21 protein-coding genes are annotated in these 19,030 nt (G+C 40.3%); 8 read left to right on the forward strand and 13 right to left on the reverse strand.

Annotated elements, in window-relative coordinates; translation table 11 throughout:
- The first annotated feature begins 244 nt into the window (after positions 1-244).
- A complete protein-coding gene (locus ACL8WY_RS06705) occupies positions 245-439 on the forward strand; it encodes a PspC domain-containing protein (RefSeq protein WP_436517656.1) in 195 nt (64 codons plus the stop codon).
- Here the strand turns inward: ACL8WY_RS06705 and ACL8WY_RS06710 are convergent.
- The 7 genes from ACL8WY_RS06710 to carB form a co-directional block, all read right to left on the reverse strand.
- Positions 436-1,575: a formimidoylglutamase gene (locus ACL8WY_RS06710; protein WP_436517657.1), complete on the reverse strand. Its 1,140-nt coding sequence runs from the start codon at positions 1,573-1,575 to the stop codon at positions 436-438. The genes ACL8WY_RS06705 and ACL8WY_RS06710 overlap by 4 nt on opposite strands.
- Positions 1,576-1,632: 57 nt before the next feature.
- Positions 1,633-1,980: a hypothetical protein gene (locus tag ACL8WY_RS06715; RefSeq protein WP_436517658.1), complete on the reverse strand. Its 348-nt coding sequence runs from the start codon at positions 1,978-1,980 to the stop codon at positions 1,633-1,635.
- Positions 1,981-2,077: 97 nt separating this feature from the next.
- Entirely contained in the window at positions 2,078-2,407 is a 330-nt protein-coding gene (locus ACL8WY_RS06720; protein ID WP_436517659.1) for a hypothetical protein, read from the reverse strand.
- A gap of 156 nt (positions 2,408-2,563) precedes the next feature.
- Complete coding sequence (gene nqrF / locus ACL8WY_RS06725; RefSeq protein WP_436517660.1) at positions 2,564-3,859, reverse strand: NADH:ubiquinone reductase (Na(+)-transporting) subunit F; 1,296 nt, start codon at positions 3,857-3,859, stop codon at positions 2,564-2,566.
- A gap of 131 nt (positions 3,860-3,990) precedes the next feature.
- A complete protein-coding gene (accD, locus tag ACL8WY_RS06730) occupies positions 3,991-4,830 on the reverse strand; it encodes an acetyl-CoA carboxylase, carboxyltransferase subunit beta (protein WP_436517661.1) in 840 nt (279 codons plus the stop codon).
- A gap of 98 nt (positions 4,831-4,928) precedes the next feature.
- A complete protein-coding gene (locus ACL8WY_RS06735; protein WP_436517662.1) occupies positions 4,929-5,174 on the reverse strand; it encodes a DUF4834 family protein in 246 nt (81 codons plus the stop codon).
- Between the two features lie 11 nt (positions 5,175-5,185).
- Entirely contained in the window at positions 5,186-8,002 is a 2,817-nt protein-coding gene (carB, locus tag ACL8WY_RS06740) for a carbamoyl-phosphate synthase large subunit (protein WP_436517663.1), read from the reverse strand.
- A 181-nt stretch (positions 8,003-8,183) separates the two neighbouring features.
- On the opposite strand from carB, the gene pcaF reads away from it, so the two are divergent.
- Positions 8,184-9,389 carry a 3-oxoadipyl-CoA thiolase gene (gene pcaF, locus ACL8WY_RS06745; RefSeq protein WP_436517664.1) on the forward strand — a complete coding sequence of 402 codons (1,206 nt, stop codon included), beginning with the start codon at positions 8,184-8,186 and terminating at the stop codon, positions 9,387-9,389.
- 51 nt (positions 9,390-9,440) lie between these two features.
- Here the strand turns inward: pcaF and ACL8WY_RS06750 are convergent, their stop codons facing one another.
- A complete protein-coding gene (locus ACL8WY_RS06750; RefSeq protein WP_436517665.1) occupies positions 9,441-9,965 on the reverse strand; it encodes a hypothetical protein in 525 nt (174 codons plus the stop codon).
- A gap of 113 nt (positions 9,966-10,078) precedes the next feature.
- Here ACL8WY_RS06750 and ACL8WY_RS06755 point away from each other — a divergent pair, with 113 nt between their 5' ends.
- The 3 genes from ACL8WY_RS06755 to paaZ are packed head-to-tail and all read left to right on the forward strand — an operon-like array spanning position 10,079 to position 13,424.
- On the forward strand, positions 10,079-10,669 hold the full coding sequence (locus ACL8WY_RS06755) for a transferase hexapeptide repeat family protein (protein WP_436517666.1): 591 nt from the start codon (positions 10,079-10,081) through the stop codon (positions 10,667-10,669).
- Positions 10,670-10,701: 32 nt separating this feature from the next.
- Complete coding sequence (locus ACL8WY_RS06760) at positions 10,702-11,319, forward strand: deoxynucleoside kinase (protein WP_436518049.1); 618 nt, start codon at positions 10,702-10,704, stop codon at positions 11,317-11,319.
- 53 nt (positions 11,320-11,372) lie between these two features.
- The gene (gene paaZ / locus ACL8WY_RS06765; RefSeq protein WP_436517667.1) at positions 11,373-13,424 is read left to right on the forward strand and encodes a phenylacetic acid degradation bifunctional protein PaaZ; all 2,052 of its coding nucleotides are present in this window, start codon (positions 11,373-11,375) and stop codon (positions 13,422-13,424) included.
- A 2-nt stretch (positions 13,425-13,426) separates the two neighbouring features.
- On the opposite strand, the gene ACL8WY_RS06770 is transcribed toward paaZ, so the two are convergent.
- From ACL8WY_RS06770 to ACL8WY_RS06785, 4 genes are read right to left on the reverse strand one after another with little or no spacing between them, the layout of a single operon-like run.
- A complete protein-coding gene (locus tag ACL8WY_RS06770; RefSeq protein ID WP_436517668.1) occupies positions 13,427-14,107 on the reverse strand; it encodes a response regulator in 681 nt (226 codons plus the stop codon).
- Between the two features lies 1 nt (position 14,108).
- Entirely contained in the window at positions 14,109-14,894 is a 786-nt protein-coding gene (locus ACL8WY_RS06775; RefSeq protein WP_436517669.1) for a sensor histidine kinase, read from the reverse strand.
- Positions 14,864-15,529, reverse strand: a complete 666-nt coding sequence (locus ACL8WY_RS06780) for a hypothetical protein (RefSeq protein ID WP_436517670.1) — start codon at positions 15,527-15,529, stop codon at positions 14,864-14,866. The genes ACL8WY_RS06775 and ACL8WY_RS06780 overlap by 31 nt, the downstream gene beginning before the upstream one ends.
- A gap of 4 nt (positions 15,530-15,533) precedes the next feature.
- Complete coding sequence (locus ACL8WY_RS06785; protein WP_436517671.1) at positions 15,534-16,058, reverse strand: hypothetical protein; 525 nt, start codon at positions 16,056-16,058, stop codon at positions 15,534-15,536.
- 253 nt (positions 16,059-16,311) lie between these two features.
- On the opposite strand from ACL8WY_RS06785, the gene ACL8WY_RS06790 reads away from it, so the two are divergent.
- A complete protein-coding gene (locus ACL8WY_RS06790) occupies positions 16,312-16,596 on the forward strand; it encodes a hypothetical protein (RefSeq protein ID WP_436517672.1) in 285 nt (94 codons plus the stop codon).
- Between the two features lie 139 nt (positions 16,597-16,735).
- Positions 16,736-17,488: an enoyl-CoA hydratase/isomerase family protein gene (locus ACL8WY_RS06795; RefSeq protein ID WP_436517673.1), complete on the forward strand. Its 753-nt coding sequence runs from the start codon at positions 16,736-16,738 to the stop codon at positions 17,486-17,488.
- Here ACL8WY_RS06795 and ACL8WY_RS06800 read toward each other — a convergent pair whose 3' ends face one another.
- The gene (locus tag ACL8WY_RS06800) at positions 17,489-18,178 is read right to left on the reverse strand and encodes an alpha/beta fold hydrolase (RefSeq protein ID WP_436517674.1); all 690 of its coding nucleotides are present in this window, start codon (positions 18,176-18,178) and stop codon (positions 17,489-17,491) included.
- Between the two features lie 34 nt (positions 18,179-18,212).
- Here ACL8WY_RS06800 and ACL8WY_RS06805 point away from each other — a divergent pair, with 34 nt between their 5' ends.
- Positions 18,213-19,025 carry a hypothetical protein gene (locus ACL8WY_RS06805; protein ID WP_436517675.1) on the forward strand — a complete coding sequence of 271 codons (813 nt, stop codon included), beginning with the start codon at positions 18,213-18,215 and terminating at the stop codon, positions 19,023-19,025.
- The last annotated feature ends 5 nt before the right edge of the window (positions 19,026-19,030 follow it).

Genomic DNA, 19,030 nt, shown 5'->3' on the forward strand with positions numbered 1-19,030 from the left:
TTAGCAAATGGCAACCAACCGAACAAATATCAAATTAAGCCGTACACTGCTCATTCTACTGGGCATACTATTAGCGTGTCTACTTACACTCAACGCCAAGTCACTATACTCTGCTGACCTACTGAGTGAGCCGACCAATATTCCAACAGCAGACACTAAAGCTCCCAAAACCTTTTTAGACCAAATTGGCACGATCAGTTTGAGGAAAATTTCTAAAAAAATCTCATCTTTAAACTAAAGAAGAATGGAAATGACAAAGAGACTTTTCAGATCACAAGATCGGATGCTCGGTGGTGTTTGTGCTGGTATTGCCGAATACATTGGCTGGGATCCAACCCTAGTAAGAATCGCATACATTGTGCTTTCTATTGTAAGTGCAGCTTTTCCAGGATTGCTGGTTTACTTAATCCTGTGGATTATTATCCCACCCCGCTACTAGGCTTTATTATAAAAATTCATCCAACGATCGGGGAGCTCACCTTTTAGAGCAAGGTCATAGTCACTGTAATTGCAGGCTATCATCCTGTTTCTATTGAAAAGCCCTTCAGCATCAGGGTTCGGCACTTCCATCCACCACCGTTCAGAAAGTTTGCTTTTGTAGAAACGGATGGTGTCCGGTTCTCCTCCCAGATGAACCTCGTACATGAGGTAGTCATTTGATTTAAAGTTCTTATCACCTTTTCTGTGATAATATCCTTCAATGAAGTACCAAATCATTGTGGCCATCACAAATGCAGTTTTACGGTCATCAGAGTCCTTTGAAGCATCGTAATTGTAGAGTCCTATTGAACTCATTTTTTCGTTTTGTCCGGCATACCAACATAGTTGGCAAGATTCCTCACCAGTTAGGCCATAGACCTTTGAATTGGCCGCTCCAGGTGCATATGATGCTTGTAATGCAGAGATATCAAATGACATCATATCAGCATCGCGAACTATCGGTTCGATATCCTTAATATTTTCTTTAACTACACCTAATCGGATTGCCTCAAAGGATAATTTTTCAAGTAGCTCTATCGATTTTTGATTGGTCAGGTAGCTTTGATAGGCCAAATGATAGTAGCTGAATAAGTAGTTGGGACTATGCTTAAAAATCTTTCCTATATGTTCATTGGCAGAAATTTCCGAGTCCTCCAAGTCCATTTCACTATCCACATTTAAAACAGAAATCAACTTTTCCGAAGTTTCATATGCATAGTACTGACCTAAATCTAAATCGTGGCTGCCTCCAAATACTATTGGTATGATGCTTTTCTCCATAAGGTAGCTACATACCTCCTTCAATCGAAGATACGTGTCTTCCAATTTTGGCCCATTACGAAAATTTCCAAGATCAACTATTCCATAATCACCGAAGCCTTTTTTTAACTGGTAAAGTTGTTTTCGAATCTCATCTGCTGACTTAGGATTTGCGTTCGCACCACTCCCTCTATACTCACCCATACCAATTAGGGCAATATCCATTCCTTCGTGATCAGGCATCTTCAGCCTATTGATATAAATGGATGATTGAAAGGATGATGGTGTCTGATCCACATCTATTTCTATGGGATCAAAGAATAGTTTTAAGTCCATGAGGCTAAGATAAGCACCTGCTTCATAAAATATTCAAGCGCTATAGCGCTATGGAGGCTATTTAGCAAGAATTTCCCAATTGATCATATAATCTGCTTCTTCTGAAACATCTGCATTATTTGAAAGGATCGTCCCGAAATGGCCAGTTCCTTGTGTTAAATCTAAATGAAACGTGCCCAAATGATCGTTGCGACTTGTATAGTCAAAATCCCAAAGTTCCAATTCTAGCCAGTCGCCATCAAAATTTTGATTCACGTTGACATCCAAAGCTTCATCCACCCCGATTTTTAGAAATCTTGATTTTTCAGGCCATATCTTCTGCCCATTGCATTTTAGAAAAATTTCATCCTTATCTGATTCATCAGGCACATTGCAGATGATTGTATGTATTTTAATCTGTGGCATACTTGGTGGTAAAAATTCAAGATATACAAATACCTACATTTGCAGATATAAAAAAAGCCTCACATTTCTGCAAGGCCCTTTTCAAACCATATCTGATCTACTTGATGGTAAATCCGAATATCTCACTTTGTCCGTTTGATGTTTCAACAACAATGGTATAGGTTCCTTCAGAAAGTTTTACAAGTTTTGAGATGTCTACATTTTGCGCATCTAAAACTCGATCTACTTGATCATTTATCATCACACGTGCTTTCTCAGCAGGCAAATTTCTTAAAATCGCTTTGGTTCCTTTTGGGAAGACTGGCTGACCACTTTCGAACTCAGCGGCTGGTTTGGAAAACTCAATGCTAGGAAGTTCAGTGGCATTCGTTGAGTCAAAGGAAGTTCCAAAAAAGACAAGCGATAGGATGAGTGTATATTTTATCATTTCAGCGGGTGTTTGTATTAGTAGTACAAAGTTGTCACTTCGCTTTCAATGACCACAGACGTCATATACTGAATTTAACCTAGTAAAAACGCTTATACAGGACCAATAAAAAAGCCCCGCATAATATGCGAGGCTTGATGTTTTTTTGTTTTGGAATTAACCTCCAAAATCATCAAATCTGATATTCTCATCAGGGATTCCGAAATCTTCACCCATCTTCTGCACAGCCTGGTTCATTAGAGGCGGTCCACAGAAATACAGCTCAATTTCTTCCGGATTATCATGTTTACTCAGATAGTGATCGATCACTGCTTGGTGTACAAAACCTGTAAATCCATCTCCATCATCTTCCATGCTATTTTTTGCATTCCAATTGTCTTCTTCCAATGGCTCGGAGAGTACTACATGGAAAGTGAAATTCGGAAAGCTTTTCTCTAGATCTAGGAAATGATCAAGATAGAAGAGTTCTCGTTTTGAGCGTCCTCCATACCAATAACTTACTTTTCTTCCGGTCTTTAAAGTCTTAAACAAATGATAGAGATGCGAACGCATAGGTGCCATCCCAGCTCCACCCCCAACATACAGCATCTCAGCGTCAGATGGATTGATAAAGAATTCCCCATAAGGACCAGATATTGTTACTTTGTCCCCTTCCTTAAGACCGAAAATATAAGATGACGCAATTCCAGGATTCACGTTCATCCAGCCATTTTTTGCTCTATCCCAAGGTGGAGTTGCAATACGCACGTTAAGCATAATTTCACGTCCTTCTGCAGGATATGAAGCCATTGAATACGCCCGCTCAATGGTTTCATCATTTTTCATTTTGAGATCCCACAAACCGAATTTGTCCCATTCCATCTGGAATTTCTTTGGATCATCATGCTCTTCCGGGTGCGCCGTAATGTCAATGTCCTTAAATTCAACTTCGCATTTTGGCACTTCTATTTGGATGTATCCTCCTGCTTCGTAATCCATTTCTTCAGGAAGCTCAACCACAAATTCTTTGATAAATGAAGCAACATTCCAATTTCTGACCACTGTTGCTTCCCATTTCTTAATTCCGAAAATTTCCTCCGGAATTTCAATTTTCATGTCGTTCTTCACTTTTACCTGACATGCTAATCGAACATTTTCTTTTTGCTCGGTACGACTCAAATGACCTACTTCAGTAGGAAGCACATCTCCTCCTCCTTCTACTACGGTACACTTACACATAGCACATGTACCTCCTCCACCACATGCTGAAGGTAGAAATACACTTTTTTGAGAAAGTGTGGAAAGCAATGTAGAACCTGCCGTTGTAACCATAGGATTATCTGTATCACCATTTACAGTGATTTTGACTGGGCCTGACTGGACTAACTTGGATTGCGCCAACAGAAGGATTAACACTAGAAGAAGTATTAAAACTGTAAAGGCGATAATGGAAGTAATTACAATTGAAGACATATGTCTAAAATCTTTTGTTATTTAATTAAAATCGGGGCAAATATAGTTGATCTAGATCTCCTTATTCACCGGAAATAAGAACCTTTTTTTGTCCTTTAGAATCAAACAAGTTGAAACACCTAAATGTTAGTTTAAGCTAACATTTTTAATAGCATGGTCAGTCTTGATTTCAATTGACGTCTATCGACAATAAAATCAAGGAAACCATGATCTAAAACAAACTCAGAACTTTGAAATCCTTTGGGTAAATCTTTACCTATGGTTTCTCTAATTACCCTTGGGCCTGCAAATCCGATTAATGCTCCCGGCTCGGCAATATTAAAATCACCTAGCATAGCGTAAGATGCCGTCACTCCACCTGTCGTTGGATCCGTAAGCAATGAGATGTATGGAATTTTAGCTTCTGAAAGCAGCGCAAGTTTTGCAGAGGTTTTGGCCATTTGCATCAATGAGAACCCAGCTTCCATCATTCGTGCGCCACCTGATTTGGATATCATTAGGAAAGGCATTTTCTTTTTTAATGAATAGTCAATCGCCCGAGCGATCTTTTCACCTACGACTGATCCCATTGATCCTCCAATAAATGAGAAATCCATGCAGGCAACCACGATGTTGATTCCATTCATCTTGCCAGTAGCGCTACGAACTGCATCTTTTAGCTCGGTCTTCTTCTGAGTTGCTGCAATTCGATCCGGGTATTTCTTGGTATCCTCAAACTTCAATGGATCGCCAGAAGTCAGATCTTCATCAAGTTCCGTGAACTTATTGCTATCAAAAATTATCTCGAAATACTCCTTAGATCCGATTCGGACATGATAGTCGTCATCAGGGCATACGTACGAGTTATTTTTCAGCTCGCGCATATGGATAATAGAGCCGCTAGGGGTTTTGTACCAAAGTCCATCTGGCACCTCCTTCTTATCCTCAGTCTTTGTAAGTATTCCTTTGTCTTGTCGCTTAAACCACGCCATTCGAATTCTTTCTCAGTGAATGAGCAAAGCTAAGTGATAATTGCTAAAACAAAACTGGTGTAGTTCTGTAATCAACCTTGCCATGCATCAATCTAATTTTACTTTACTTCTTCATAATCCACGTACTCACCTCCGCTAAATCTATCTCCTTTTTTGGACCTCTTATTTGGAATGTTATCAATGTTTAGATCGTTGTTTCGAGTTCTCCTGGACGTATTCGAATATTGCTGATCGCCAAAACTTTCACGACTTGTGAACCCTTTAAACATGCCTCTGAAAACAAAAGAGGCAATCTTATGAAATACATATCCTACTAGTATTAGGATGATTATTATCTTAATCATACTCTATAAACCTATCGGCTCAAGTACAAGTTTCGTTCTGCATAAATTTCCATAAAATAATCATCCATTAGATCATCGATGAAATAGATGGCTTCTCCAGTAGATTTCATCTCCGGACCTAATTCCTTGTTTACATTCGGGAATTTGTGGAAGGAGAATACCGGCTCTTTTATAGCATATCCTTTTTTGTAGGGTTTAAAATCAAAGTCCGTCACTTTGTTTTCACCGAGCATTACCTTGGTAGCATAATTCACATAGGGTTCTCTGTATGCTTTACATATGAATGGGACCGTTCTGGAGGCTCTTGGATTCGCCTCGATGATGTAAACTTTATCATCCTTGATCGCAAATTGGATATTGATTAGCCCGACCGTTTTCAAAGCTACAGCTATCTTGTTTGTATAATCTTCGATTTGTCTCATGACAAAGTCACCTAGATTATATGGAGGCAATACAGCATATGAATCTCCCGAGTGAATTCCGGCAGGTTCAATGTGCTGCATGATTCCGATGATGTGTACATTTTCTCCATCACAAATCGCATCTGCTTCGGCTTCAATGGCGCCCTCAAGAAAATGATCTAATAAGATTTCGCCATCAGGTTTGTCTTTGAGAATTTCAACTACATGTTGCTCAAGCTCTGTTTCATTGATGACAATTTTCATGCTCTGACCACCTAGTACATAGCTAGGACGAACGAGTAGAGGAAATCCAAGTTCTTTAGAGAGCTCAACAGCCTCCTCCGCATTTTCAATAGTTCCATAGAGCGGGTATGGAATTTCTTGCTCTTTCAGTAAGTCAGAAAATCGACCTCTTGCCTCTGCCAAATCAAGCGCTTCAAAGCTTGTTCCAATAATCTTAATTCCGTAGCGCTCAAGTTTTTCAGCAAGTTTCAATGCGGTTTGACCACCAAGTTGAACGATTACTCCTTCCGGTTTTTCGTGAAGGATAATGTCATAAATATGCTCCCAAAATACTGGTTCGAAGTACAGCTTATCCGCAACATCAAAATCAGTGGATACGGTTTCAGGATTACAATTGATCATGATCGTCTCATAACCACACTCTTTTGCAGCAAGCACACCATGAACGCATGAATAGTCGAATTCTATTCCCTGGCCTATTCGGTTGGGTCCAGAACCCAAAACAATTATCTTCTTCTTGTCAGAAACTTCTGACTCATTCTCTTCCTCAAATGTGGAATAATAGTATGGAGTTTGGGCTTCAAATTCTGCCGCGCATGTATCTACTAATTTGTACACACGCTTAATTCCAAGGTCATTTCGCTTCTTATAAACTTCACTTTCCAGACAACCTAATAAATGTGCTACCTGGCGATCAGCATAGCCTTTTTGCTTGGCTTCCATAAGAAGTTCCTTGGGAATATCCTCCACAGAGTACTTCTCAATCTCTTTTTCTAGTGTAATCAGTTCTTCGATTTGGTTGAGGAACCACGGATCGATCTTTGAAAGTTTATGAATGGTCTTAAAAGGGATTCCCAATTTAAACGCATCATAAATGTGGAATAACCTATTCCAACTTGGATGCTCTAAACTTTTAAGAATTGCATCCTGATCTTTAAGCTCTCTACCATCGGCCCCGAGTCCATTTCTTTTTATCTCAAGAGATTGACAAGCTTTTTGTAAGGCTTCCTGAAAATTTCTTCCGATTCCCATGGCCTCACCTACCGACTTCATTTGAAGACCAAGTTTTCGGTCCGAGCCTTTGAATTTATCGAAATTCCATCTTGGAACCTTTACGATGGTGTAGTCAATTGCTGGTTCAAAGAAGGCCGATGTAGTCTTTGTGATCTGATTTTTAAGCTCATCCAGGTTGTAGCCAATGGCCAGCTTGGCTGCAATTTTTGCGATTGGGTAGCCAGTAGCTTTTGATGCAAGGGCTGACGATCTTGAAACTCGGGGATTAATCTCGATTCCTATGATGTCTTCTGTGTCCGGGTTTACTGAAAACTGCACATTACAACCACCGGCAAAATGACCAATTCCATTCATCATCAATTTGGCCAAATCCCTCATCTTCTGATAAACAGTATCTGAGAGCGTCATGGCTGGTGCTACTGTGATTGAATCTCCTGTGTGAACTCCCATCGGATCGAAGTTTTCAATGGAGCAGATGATAATGATATTGCCAAGATTGTCACGTAGTAGCTCGAGCTCGTATTCTTTCCATCCTAAAATACTTTGTTCCACCAAAACCTCATGTATTGGTGAGGCCTGAAGTCCAGCATTTAGCGCATTGTCAAATTCTTCTGGTGTATTCACAAAACCACCACCATATCCGCCAAGTGTGTAGGAAGGTCTTATTACCAATGGAAACCCAATTTCCTGAGCAATTTCTTTACCCTTTAAAAATGAAGTAGCTGTCTCACCTCTACAGACTCCTACGCCTAGCTCAATCATCTTATGCCGGAATTTTTCCCGGTCTTCAGTGGTTTCAATTGCGTCAATGTTTACGCCAATCATCTCTACGTTATACTTCTCCCAGATACCCGCTTTATCACAATCTATGGCCAGGTTTAGTGCAGTCTGGCCTCCCATGGTTGGGAGCACTGCATCTATTTGTGGATGCTCTTCAAGTATTTCTCGGATGGACTGCTTGTTTAGCGGTTTGAGATAGACATTGTCTGCAGTGACCGGATCTGTCATGATCGTAGCAGGATTCGAATTTATCAAGGTCACTTCTATTCCTTCTTCTCGAAGAGATCTGGAGGCTTGAGATCCTGAGTAATCAAATTCGCAAGCCTGGCCAATGATGATGGGACCGCTTCCGATAATTAATACTGACTTAATTTTTGGGTTTTTAGGCATAAGATGTAAGTGGTTCCTTGACGTTAATCAGGTTAAAACAAATTCCGACAAAAGTAAAGTAGGAAGCATGAGCCACAAAGGAATTTCTGAATTAGTAATGGTGTTAATTGGTAGGTAAGTGAATTGACTGAATATTTGCACAGTTTTGAAGGTCTGATACTAGAAATACAATCCAAAAAAAATGAAAGAAACATATATCATAGATGGCATCCGAACTCCTATTGGAAATTTTGGAGGTTCACTAGGTCCTGTTCGTACAGATGATCTGGGAGCCATTGTTATCAAAGAACTAATGGCTAGAAATTCATCAGTTGACCCGGCAGCTATCAATGAAGTGATTATGGGATGCGCCAATCAGGCTGGGGAAGACAACAGAAATGTTGCTCGCATGTCTCTTTTATTAGCAGGACTTCCATTCTCCGTTCCTGGAGAAACCGTAAACAGATTATGTGCGTCGGGAATGTCTGCAATTGTTCATGCAAATCGAGCCATAAAAACCGGAGATGGGGATCTGTTTATTTCTGGGGGTGTTGAAAATATGACCCGGGGACCATGGGTGATCTCTAAATCTGGCAAGCCATTTGGCACAGATGCTAAAATGTATGACTCAAGTTTCGGTTGGAGGTTTATTAATCCAAAGATGGAAGAGCTCTACGGAACAGACGGCATGGGTCAAACTGCGGAAAATCTAGTTGAAATGCACAAAATCAGTCGTGAAGATCAAGACACTTTTGCATATCTATCACAAATGAAAGCGAGTAAAGCTCAAGAGAATGGCAGACTTGCAGAGGAAATAGTAGCGGTAGAGATTCCACGACGCAAGGCAGATCCTATTGTTTTTGATAAGGATGAATTTGTTAAGCCCAGTTCTTCTATGGAGGTTCTAGGTAAGCTTAGAGCCGCATTTAAAAAAGATGGATCAGTAACAGCAGGTAATTCTTCCGGACTTAATGATGGAGCAGCGGCGGTTCTTGTAGCGTCTGAGAATGGCGTTAACAATCATGGATTGAAGCCACTAGCCCGAGTAGTATCGTCAGGAGTTGTGGGTGTAGAACCAAGAATAATGGGTATTGGCCCTGTAGAGGCTTCTAAGTTGGCACTAAACAAGGCAGGATTGACCCTCGATCAAATGGACATAATCGAGTTAAATGAAGCTTTTGCCGCTCAGTCTCTAGCATGTACCAGAACCTTAGGTCTTGCCGACGATGATGAGCGAATCAATCCAAATGGTGGTGCAATAGCAATTGGACATCCACTTGGAATGACAGGAGCTAGAATAACTTACTCAGCTGCTTTAGAGCTTCAGAAGTCTAATAAAAAGTATGCTTTATGCACGATGTGTATAGGTGTAGGGCAAGGGTACGCTGTGATTCTTGAACGAGCCTAAATAAAAAAAGCCGTGTGATCCACGGCTTTTTTTAAAATATAGAGAGAGGATTTAATCTCTGCTTAAAATTCTTACGCCTAGGTTAAATTGGAGGTAGTTTGCATCACTCACAATGTTGTAAGCTACGCCTAAGTTTAGCCTTCCAATATATACACCGGCTCTTGGAGCAAACCCAAACTTAGATTCGCTTTCTCCATCTATTGTTACACTGTTTACAGTAACCTCAGCTCCTTTAAAATTGTATAAGCCAAGTCCAAGTCCTGCATAAGGAGTGACCGTGTTGGTTGAAAATCTGTAAGTAGCTGTTGGTAGAATTACAAGGGCAGAAGTTGCTCCATAAGATTGGCCGCCAAAATCTGCTCCAGCAAAACCATTAGAACCAATTACAAGTCCTATATCAATGTTGTCGCTCATGGCATACTTAGGCTCAATGTAAAATCCAATTCCCAAATCATAGGCATCAGCAAAATCTCCTTGAGGTAGGTTAAAGTTCGGCCCAAGTTCTATGTGAAACTGAGCGTTTGCAGCAGTAGCAAATAGTATTACTGCAGAAATACTTAACAATACTTTTTTCATAATGATAGTTAGTTAGTGAAATTTGAAATAAAGATAGGGAAGTAAATAACCAATGTAAATACCATAAACATGGTATTTTTCAGTTTGAAATAATTCTATCAAGCTCAAAATCAATGATTTACGAATTTAATAACTTAAAGCCTGTTGTTCATTCATCGGCATTTGTGCATCCACAGGCAGCTGTCACCGGTGATGTAATCATAGGAAAAGATGTTTATATAGGCCCCGGTGCCGCTATCCGAGGTGATTGGGGTCGCATTGTCATAGAAAATGGCTGCAATGTTCAGGAAAACTGTACCATTCACATGTTTCCCGGAATTACGATTACACTAAAAGAAGGAGCACACATAGGCCATGGTGCTATTGTGCATGGAGCAAACATTGGGAGAAATGTCCTTGTTGGTATGAATGCGGTGATTATGGACAATTCAGTAATTGGTGACGAAAGCATTGTTGGAGCTCTGAGTTTTATTAAGGCCGACTCCAGTTTTGATCCTCGAAGTTTGATTGTAGGGAATCCCGCGAAAAAAATTAAAGATGTGAGTGACGATATGATTGCCTGGAAAACAGAAGGAACCAAGCTCTATCAAAAGCTACCTAAGGAATGCTATGATACTTTAAGAGAATGTGAACCCCTCACAGCAATCGAACCTAATCGGCCGACTGCATCTGCAGCATACAAAACCTGGAACGAAACCAAATAATACCCACTTTCATAAACATGATTGAAAAAAATATGCATATCGCCGTTTCCGGTAACATCGGAGCAGGTAAAACCACCCTCACAGAAATGCTTGCTAAGCATTACGGATGGCAGGCCGAGTTTGAATCCGTAGAGGATAATCCTTACCTGGAAGATTTTTATAGCGACATGCACAAATGGTCATTCCACCTTCAAGTCTATTTCCTTAATAGCAGGTTCGAACAAATAAACAAGCTCAGAAAAGTAGATAAGACAATCATTCAAGATCGCACAATCTATGAGGATGCTTACATATTCACGGAAAGCCTTTATAAACAAGGTTTTTTTAAGGACAGAGATTACCAAAATTACCAAGCACTTTTTGCCTCGATGATTGAGTATGTTAAACCACCAGATCTGCTTATTTACTTAAAGTCCGATATCAGTAAGCTTGTTAAAAACATTGAGACACGTGGACGTGATTATGAAAATCTTATACGTATCGAGTATCTAAAAGGGCTCAATGAACATTATGAAGCATGGATTGAAAACTATGCGGCTGGCAAACTCTTAATTATCGATGTAAGTGAGATTGACTTTGTGAAAAATACTGAGGATTTCTCCAATATCGTTTTTAAAATTGATACCGAATTACACAGTCTTTTCAGTTGATCTCACAATATCTTATCCGTTAACTTTACCAAAGAATTTTAGAAAATACAGACATGGCCATACCCAAAATAAAACATTATATCGCTGGACAATGGATGGAAGGGTCCGGAGATGGAGAAGTCCTGCATCATGCTATCACCGGAGAGCCGGTAGCAACTCATACTATCAAAGGAATCGACTTTAAAGATGCTTATGACCATGCTCGCAACGTCGGTAATACAGCATTAAGAAAAATGACTTTTCAAGAACGTGGACTCATGCTAAAAGCACTTGCATTTCACTTGATGGACAATAAGGAAAAGTTTTATGAAGTGAGTAAAGCTACAGGTGCTACACGAGTGGATAGCTGGATAGATATTGAAGGAGGCATTGGCAATGTCTTTTCAAATGCAAGTCTTAGACGACAGTTTCCTGACCTTCCTTATCATGTAGATGGCGAAACCGTAGGACTTTCCAAAGGAGGATCTTTCGTTGGTCATCATATTATGGTGCCAAAAGAAGGTGTAGCAGTACACATCAATGCATTCAACTTCCCGATTTGGGGAATGCTGGAAAAAGCAGCTGTAAACTGGCTTGCAGGAATGCCATGTATTGTGAAACCAGCTGAGCAGACCTGCTACCTCACCGAAGCGATGGTGAAAGAAATTGTTGATTCCGGCATACTGCCTGAAGGCGCACTTCAATTAGTCGCCGGATATGGAAATGGCATCTTAGATCATGTGGACTCACAAGATGTGGTGACTTTTACGGGATCATTTGAAACTGGAAAGAAGCTGAAAACGCTTCCACAGATCGTAGAAAACTCTGTTCCATTTAACCTTGAAGCTGATTCCTTAAACTGCGCAGTACTAGGTGAGGATGCAGTGCCGGGCACGCCCGAGTTTGACTTGTTTATCAAAGAGGTACGAAAAGAAATTACAGTTAAATGTGGTCAAAAGTGTACCGCAGTTCGACGCATCATTGTGCCGGAAAAACTAGTAGAAGACGTGCAAATTGCCTTGGGCAAAGCATTCGAAAAAACGACTATCGGTGATCCTGATGTAGAAGGAGTACGCATGGGTGCACTTGCTGGCAAAGAACAATTAGAGGAAGTAACCAAACGTGTGGCTGAGCTAGCCAAGACTTCCGAATTGGTTTATGGATCTCTTGATAACATCGGAGAAGCAATGGGCGCTGACTGGAAAAAAGGTGCCTTTATGTCTCCAATGTTATTCGTAAATCAAAATCCATTGGAGACAGAAGAAGTACACAACATCGAGGCGTTTGGACCAGTGAGTACCATTCTTCCCTATAAGAACATGGATGAAGCCATTGCTATTTCCAAAAAAGGAAAAGGATCGCTTTGCTCTTCTATAACCACAGCAGAAGATAAAATTGCAAGAGAATATGTAGTTGGAGCAGCAACTCACCACGGACGGATCCTGGTCTTAAATGAAGCGTGCGCAAAAGAATCAACCGGTCATGGTTCTCCCATGCCGATGCTTGTACATGGCGGCCCCGGGCGAGCAGGTGGTGGTGAAGAAATGGGTGGAAAAAGAGGCGTGATGCACTACTTGCAACGCACAGCTATACAAGGCTCGCCAACCACGCTGACTGAAATCACTCAACAATACCAGTATGGTGGTGAATATAAGGATACGGAAAAGCATCCGTTCTCAAAATACTTTGAAGAACTTGAAATTGGTGATACAGTAATTACGGCCAAGCGAACGGTCACAGAATCTGATATCGTAACCTTCGCCAACGTCAGCTGGGATCATTTCTATGCTCACACTGATGTGACATCACTCGAAGGAACCACCTTTGAAGGACGTGTCGCTCACGGCTACTTTGTACTATCCGCAGCTGCAGGTCTCTTTGTCCAGGCTAAAAAAGGCCCGGTACTTCTAAACTACGGTTTGGAAGAATGTCGATTTACCAAACCTGTTTATCCCGGAATGACCATAGGTGTTCGAGCGACAGTTAAGGAAAAGGTAGATCAGGAAAAGAAGGACGATATCGCCAAAGGAATTGTAAAGTTCCTGGTAGACGTTTACGATGAAACTGGAGAGACCGTAGCTATCGCTACAATCTTGACCATGATTAAGAAGAAAGATCAGAGTTGATTCTAAGTAGACTCAATCAAGCCTTTCTTCATAGCATAAAGTACCAATCCTGCTACATTTCTCGAATGCGTTTTTTGTAGCAGGTTGTTTCTATGTCCATCCACCGTCTTTGAACTGATGAAAAGTTCTTCGGCGATTTCGCCAGTGGTTTTTTGCTGACAGACTAAACGGAGCACATCTATTTCCCTCTTCGTCAAAGCCTCATCCTGACTCTTTTTTGTACTGGTTTTATGCTTTTGATTCATCTTTTTCTGAATCGCCAGCAAGGTTTTCTGATTGATATAGGAGCCTTTATGATAAACGGACCTGATCGCTTCTGTTACTTCGTTCGGATCCGAATCTTTGATTAGGTAGCCATGAGCACCTCGCTCGATGAGTTCTGCAATGAATGCATCATCGTCGTGTACGGAAAGTATTAAAATTTTTATCTCGGGATAACTTTCAACAACAGCATCAGTTACTGCAATACCATCGAAATCATTGTCTCCATCCTTAGGTAGCGACAAGTCAACTAAAAGTACATCGGGCATAACTTCACAATTTCCCAACTTTTCTATCACAGAAAAACCGTCTTCAGATTCCATTACTACTTCAAATTCTTCATAAGATGAAAGTATCGCCTTCATCCCTTCTCGGAATAAAAACTGATCTTCCACCAATCCAATATTTATAATGTTAGCCATCTCAATTATCTTTTATTGGCACAGTCAACCGCGAAGCGAATCCAACTCCACGCATAAATTCTAATTCACCTCCTACTGCCTTTATTCGTGCTTCCATACTTTTTAAACCAAGGCCATGAACCATTTTTTCTGGTAACCCAACACCATCATCCTTATAATCCAATTTAACATAACCATTTTCCTCCTGATATGAGATTTCAACATTCTTTGCTTGCGAATGCTTCAGCGTATTTTGAATCAACTCCATCAATATCCGATACAATCCAAGTTCTTTTTCCCACGAAAGTTTGCTAGGATTTTGTGGTATTGCAAAATCGATTTCTATCTGCTTCGAATCATTGATTTGGTCTACCATACCTTCAAGTGAACGTATCAATCCAAACGTTTCCAATTGATTTGGCATAAGATGATGGCTAATTTGTCTGACAGACGCAATCGATGTTTCAATGATGTTGCGCACATTACTGATGGACAGTCCTTTGGATTCCAGTGTGGGATGCATTTGCTCCAATCGCATAAGATGCATTTTGGCTATTGAGAGTGTCGCGCCTAATTCGTCGTGCAAGTCCTTAGCGATACGCTTCCGTTCGGCTTCTTGCACCTCAATATTTGACTGCAGTAATTCTTTCTGATGCTTATTCCTAAGCTCTTCCCGTTCCAGCTGCTGTCTAATGAGGTTTTTTTGAAAGTGCTGATTAAGCAGAAAAACTCCAATCGCTATCACAAACACCACTAACAAGAGTGGTAGGAGAATACTTAAGAAATTAACGTCTTGGGTCGCTTCCATAGTCCAACAAAAAAGCAGATATACATAATTATCGAAAATAAAGCGTAGATAAACCAAGTATATCTTACCAATGGCGTTTGCGAAAAAGAAATGATCATATTTCCGAAATAGAAAACTAGCAAGCTCGATGAGTAATAGATAAAAAGCCCAGCATTGATCCAGCTTATGCTTTTGACGATTGCTACACGCCGCTCTTTAACAATGTCATTCATTAGAAAAACGAATGTAGTGAGTGAAAGAATAATTATGATTACTGCCTCTACACTCAATGCATAGGAGTTGAATGTGTTAATGTTCTGAATAAAGATCGAGTTAATAATCGAAAAAGTCACAAATAACCCGGCTACCACCCAAAGAATTTTCGGTCTAATTAGGCCATCAAATACTTTATTGTAGAACACCATCAAACACACAAAGCCAACAACGGTGTAAACATGAAGAACTGGCAGATTATTTTCCTTATTGTGAAATAAAATTGAAGCAACCACCTGAACGGTGAACGAAACAAAAATGAACCATGAAAAATATTTTATTTCCTTGGGAAGTTTTTTGTAGATCACGATGGTATATACTCCTACAATGTAGGCAGCTATATCAGAGTAATCTATTACCGCTTTGGCAATTGCTTCAAACATCTAACTATTCGTTTAGCGGACTTCCATCGTCACAAGCATTTGGGCATGGCTTTGAAAAGTCAAGCACAAATGGACCATCTCCATCTCCGAATCCATCGGCCACATCACTCTTATCTCCTTTGTATGGTCCAGTAAGAATAACGTCTGTTCCAGGGATGCCCGCGCTCAGCTTAGCTCCTTTTACTGGTGTCAGGTAAATTTTGAATTGACTTGAGGCACTATCCAGACCCATATAAATTCTGATGTGTCGATACTCTGCCTTTTTCAAATACTTGGTATCGAGACCAATAGATTCTGCTAAATCAACAGATCTAATGGTAAATGCTCGAATAGGATCAATTCCCAATACCTCGGTCACCACTTTGTCATAATAATCGACATTGGCTACTGCCGTATCCAATGCAACTGCAAACATTGAAGATGAAGTGTCAATGATCTCAAATGTTGGCTCTTCTGCCGTTTCTTCGGTAGCTGATTGCTGGCATGAAATCATTCCTAATAATAAAATAGCACTTAGTAGGTTTTTCATAGTAATAGTTTTTTTGACAATTCTAATCATTCTTCAGCCTATTAAAGGAGTTAGGACTGCAATTCAAGTAATTCTCTCTATGACATAATCAAAAAACAGGTAATTATACCTGTTCATAAAAAGGGTCAATTACCCTCTGGTATGACTTGAACACATCCTTCAATTTTACATTACCGATTTACAACAAACAGTTTGTAATCGTGTGGAGCATTCCGAAAAGCCTTAAGAGTAGGAGCCACCAAATTGAAGTAACATGTCTCGAATTAAAGTTGATTTTGCCGTATATGGTGCTTTAAAAGACGGAAACGAGAATAACGGACGAGCAATGGACGTAAGGTCCATTCTTCAAGACCTGATAAACCAAAACAATGGTGTAGTGACCATCACAAGTTCTTACATGGGAGGCGACCCATGCCTTGGATACACTAAGCAGTTTGGTGCACAGGTTCAAAGAAAAGACGGGATTTATCATTTCGCGTGCATGGAGGGCCAAACTATTGACTTTCAACGTGGGGGAAACCTCGCTAACCACAACTAAAAGATTAATCAACTTAAGGGACTCAATACTCTTCGGAATTCCCGAAGGGGTAGCTGGTTGGGAAAAGCTCTCCATTAATTGGAGGGCTTTCTTTTTTTACACGGCACCCAATGAACTAAGTAGCGCTTATTTTTGCATCATGAATTACGTTAAACTAGACATAAAAGACGGAATCGGAACCGTTGAATTTTTTACCGAACAGAGCAATTCGCTACCCGGTGAAATCCTTAAAAAACTTGCAGAAACAATCATCGAAGCTGGAAACAATCCTGACATAAAAGTCATTGTGCTGAAAAGCGGCGGAGATCGTACATTCTGCGCAGGAGCAAGCTTTGACGAACTCATTGCGATAGATAGTCCTGAGCGTGGAAAAGAGTTCTTCATGGGATTTGCCAACGTTATCAATGCCATGCGAAAGGCACCAAAATTTATCATCGGACGCTTACAAGGCAAAGCGGTGGGCGGTGGGATCGGTTTGGCAGCTTCTGTTGATTATTGCTTTGCTTCCAAGCACTCGGCTATTAAGTTGAGCGAGCTTGCATTAGGCATAGGTCCGTTTGTCGTAGGTCCTGCCATAGAAAGAAAAATGGGGCTTTCTGCCATGTCCCAAATGGGAATCAACCCAGATGAATTTTACGATCCGAAGTGGGCACATCAGAAAGGACTCTTTGGTAAACTTTATGATGACGTAGCTTCATTGGATAAAGCTGTGAATGAATTGGCAAAAAAATTGGCCGCTTACAACCCGGAAGCAATGACAGAATTGAAAAAAGTATTCTGGAAAGGAACAGAGCATTGGGATGAGCTGCTTGCTGAAAGAGCCGAGACCAGTGGCAAATTGGTTCTTTCGGATTTTACCAGAAACTTCATTCAAAAGTTCAAGAATAAATAATCAATCCATACGGTTCATAAACGATCTGATGGTATCTGCGAGTACCGTCAGATCTACTTGCTCTATGGGATGTTTGCTGTTGGAAATCATTTCAAAACTGCTTCCAGAAATCCACTGATGAACCTGTTGCGTTTCCTCAAGAGAAACCATCACATCATTGTCTGCAAGACATAGCTGAACCGGGATACTAATCCTGGAAATTAAAGATTCTTGTATTGGCTGTAGTTTTCCTAATCGAGTCATGAAATCTGCTGTTCTGATCAAAACATTCTGCCATTTCTCACCATGTCTCTTCCTCAATACTTCAGCAAATTTTGGAACCTTTATAATGATAGCATCAGGGTTTAGGTGCTTGATTTCCTTCTCAGCAATTGCTTCACTCCATGCCATCTTAGTCCCGAGTGTCGTAATGGAAGCTATTTTGTTGTTCCCATTCGCAGCGCTCCATAATGCGACAAATCCTCCCATACTATATCCGAAAACATGTGTATACTGGCCTATTGAATCAAGCATGTCGCCGAGCTGTCTATCAAAGCTTTCAAGAGAGAACGGATCATTAATTGAGGCTTTACTCCCATGTCCATCAAATTCCAACAGATGAATTTCAAACTCATTTTTCAAAAGTTCCTTAAGTGGAAATAATTGATCTGCTCCACCTATTGCGTCATGAATTAGCATTAATTGCTTCATTTGCTAAATTTAGGTTTTTACCAAAACCTAATACATGTTCCTTCGCAAGCTTTTTAACTCTGAAAACAAACTCACATGGGTTTTTGTAGATCTCTTGATCGTAATCATCGGGGTGTACTGTGCCTTTCTTATTCAGAATTACGCTGAAAATGAAAAAAATCTAAAGGAGCGAGACCGAGTTGTTAGTGCTTTAAAATATGAGATTGAAGCCTTTAGATTTCAAATGACACAAATTTCCGGAGGCATGGTTGGCTATTCCAAACAACTTAATAATGTGCTACAACAAGGCTCTTATGGGAATTTTTCAGATTACCGCTTCATCGAGCCTCAATATGACTATCAGACGATTGAATATGCCCTCAATCTTCAAAACTCGGAAATAATAGACTTTGAGCTCTACAACGTACTTCAGTCGCTTTTTGTAGAAATCAAGAAAATCGAACATGTCGAGCGGTTATTGACAGAAACATCCAGACGATACAAAACAATACCAAGCAACATCAGCAAGGAGACAGTAGAATATAAACTGACGTGGACAGAAAATTATGACAATTTTGACCGATTTGTCACTTTGATAACCGATCGAGGCGAAATCGCATCACGTATAGCAACAGCTTCCGAAGGAGCATTGCCATTAATCAACGAAAGACTTGGCATCCAAAAGAGTAGAGCCGTAGAACGAGAATTGATTATACGAAATATGGGCTTGGCAAAAAATGAACAAGAAGCCGTTTTTTTAGTCAAAACGTACTTTCCTGACTTTACCGAAGAGGAAATACGAGAACTTTATAGAAAGGCTAACTCATCTGAAACTACAAATCCTACCGATTCTATTGGAGGAAATTAGAATTG

The organism is Ekhidna algicida (assembly GCF_051379705.1).
Lineage (GTDB): Bacteria > Bacteroidota > Bacteroidia > Cytophagales > Cyclobacteriaceae > Ekhidna.

Bases quoted from the DNA above. Each gene is read 5' to 3' on its own strand.
- ACL8WY_RS06705 (WP_436517656.1), top strand. From the start codon at position 245: ATGGAAATGACAAAGAGACTTTTCAGATCACAAGATCGGATGCTCGGT.
- ACL8WY_RS06710 (WP_436517657.1), bottom strand. From the start codon at position 1,575: ATGGACTTAAAACTATTCTTTGATCCCATAGAAATAGATGTGGATCAG.
- ACL8WY_RS06715 (WP_436517658.1), bottom strand. From the start codon at position 1,980: ATGCCACAGATTAAAATACATACAATCATCTGCAATGTGCCTGATGAA.
- ACL8WY_RS06720 (WP_436517659.1), bottom strand. From the start codon at position 2,407: ATGATAAAATATACACTCATCCTATCGCTTGTCTTTTTTGGAACTTCC.
- nqrF (WP_436517660.1), bottom strand. From the start codon at position 3,859: ATGTCTTCAATTGTAATTACTTCCATTATCGCCTTTACAGTTTTAATA.
- accD (WP_436517661.1), bottom strand. From the start codon at position 4,830: ATGGCGTGGTTTAAGCGACAAGACAAAGGAATACTTACAAAGACTGAG.
- ACL8WY_RS06735 (WP_436517662.1), bottom strand. From the start codon at position 5,174: ATGATTAAGATAATAATCATCCTAATACTAGTAGGATATGTATTTCAT.
- carB (WP_436517663.1), bottom strand. From the start codon at position 8,002: ATGCCTAAAAACCCAAAAATTAAGTCAGTATTAATTATCGGAAGCGGT.
- pcaF (WP_436517664.1), top strand. From the start codon at position 8,184: ATGAAAGAAACATATATCATAGATGGCATCCGAACTCCTATTGGAAAT.
- ACL8WY_RS06750 (WP_436517665.1), bottom strand. From the start codon at position 9,965: ATGAAAAAAGTATTGTTAAGTATTTCTGCAGTAATACTATTTGCTACT.
- ACL8WY_RS06755 (WP_436517666.1), top strand. From the start codon at position 10,079: ATGATTTACGAATTTAATAACTTAAAGCCTGTTGTTCATTCATCGGCA.
- ACL8WY_RS06760 (WP_436518049.1), top strand. From the start codon at position 10,702: ATGCATATCGCCGTTTCCGGTAACATCGGAGCAGGTAAAACCACCCTC.
- paaZ (WP_436517667.1), top strand. From the start codon at position 11,373: ATGGCCATACCCAAAATAAAACATTATATCGCTGGACAATGGATGGAA.
- ACL8WY_RS06770 (WP_436517668.1), bottom strand. From the start codon at position 14,107: ATGGCTAACATTATAAATATTGGATTGGTGGAAGATCAGTTTTTATTC.
- ACL8WY_RS06775 (WP_436517669.1), bottom strand. From the start codon at position 14,894: ATGGAAGCGACCCAAGACGTTAATTTCTTAAGTATTCTCCTACCACTC.
- ACL8WY_RS06780 (WP_436517670.1), bottom strand. From the start codon at position 15,529: ATGTTTGAAGCAATTGCCAAAGCGGTAATAGATTACTCTGATATAGCT.
- ACL8WY_RS06785 (WP_436517671.1), bottom strand. From the start codon at position 16,058: ATGAAAAACCTACTAAGTGCTATTTTATTATTAGGAATGATTTCATGC.
- ACL8WY_RS06790 (WP_436517672.1), top strand. From the start codon at position 16,312: ATGTCTCGAATTAAAGTTGATTTTGCCGTATATGGTGCTTTAAAAGAC.
- ACL8WY_RS06795 (WP_436517673.1), top strand. From the start codon at position 16,736: ATGAATTACGTTAAACTAGACATAAAAGACGGAATCGGAACCGTTGAA.
- ACL8WY_RS06800 (WP_436517674.1), bottom strand. From the start codon at position 18,178: ATGAAGCAATTAATGCTAATTCATGACGCAATAGGTGGAGCAGATCAA.
- ACL8WY_RS06805 (WP_436517675.1), top strand. From the start codon at position 18,213: ATGTTCCTTCGCAAGCTTTTTAACTCTGAAAACAAACTCACATGGGTT.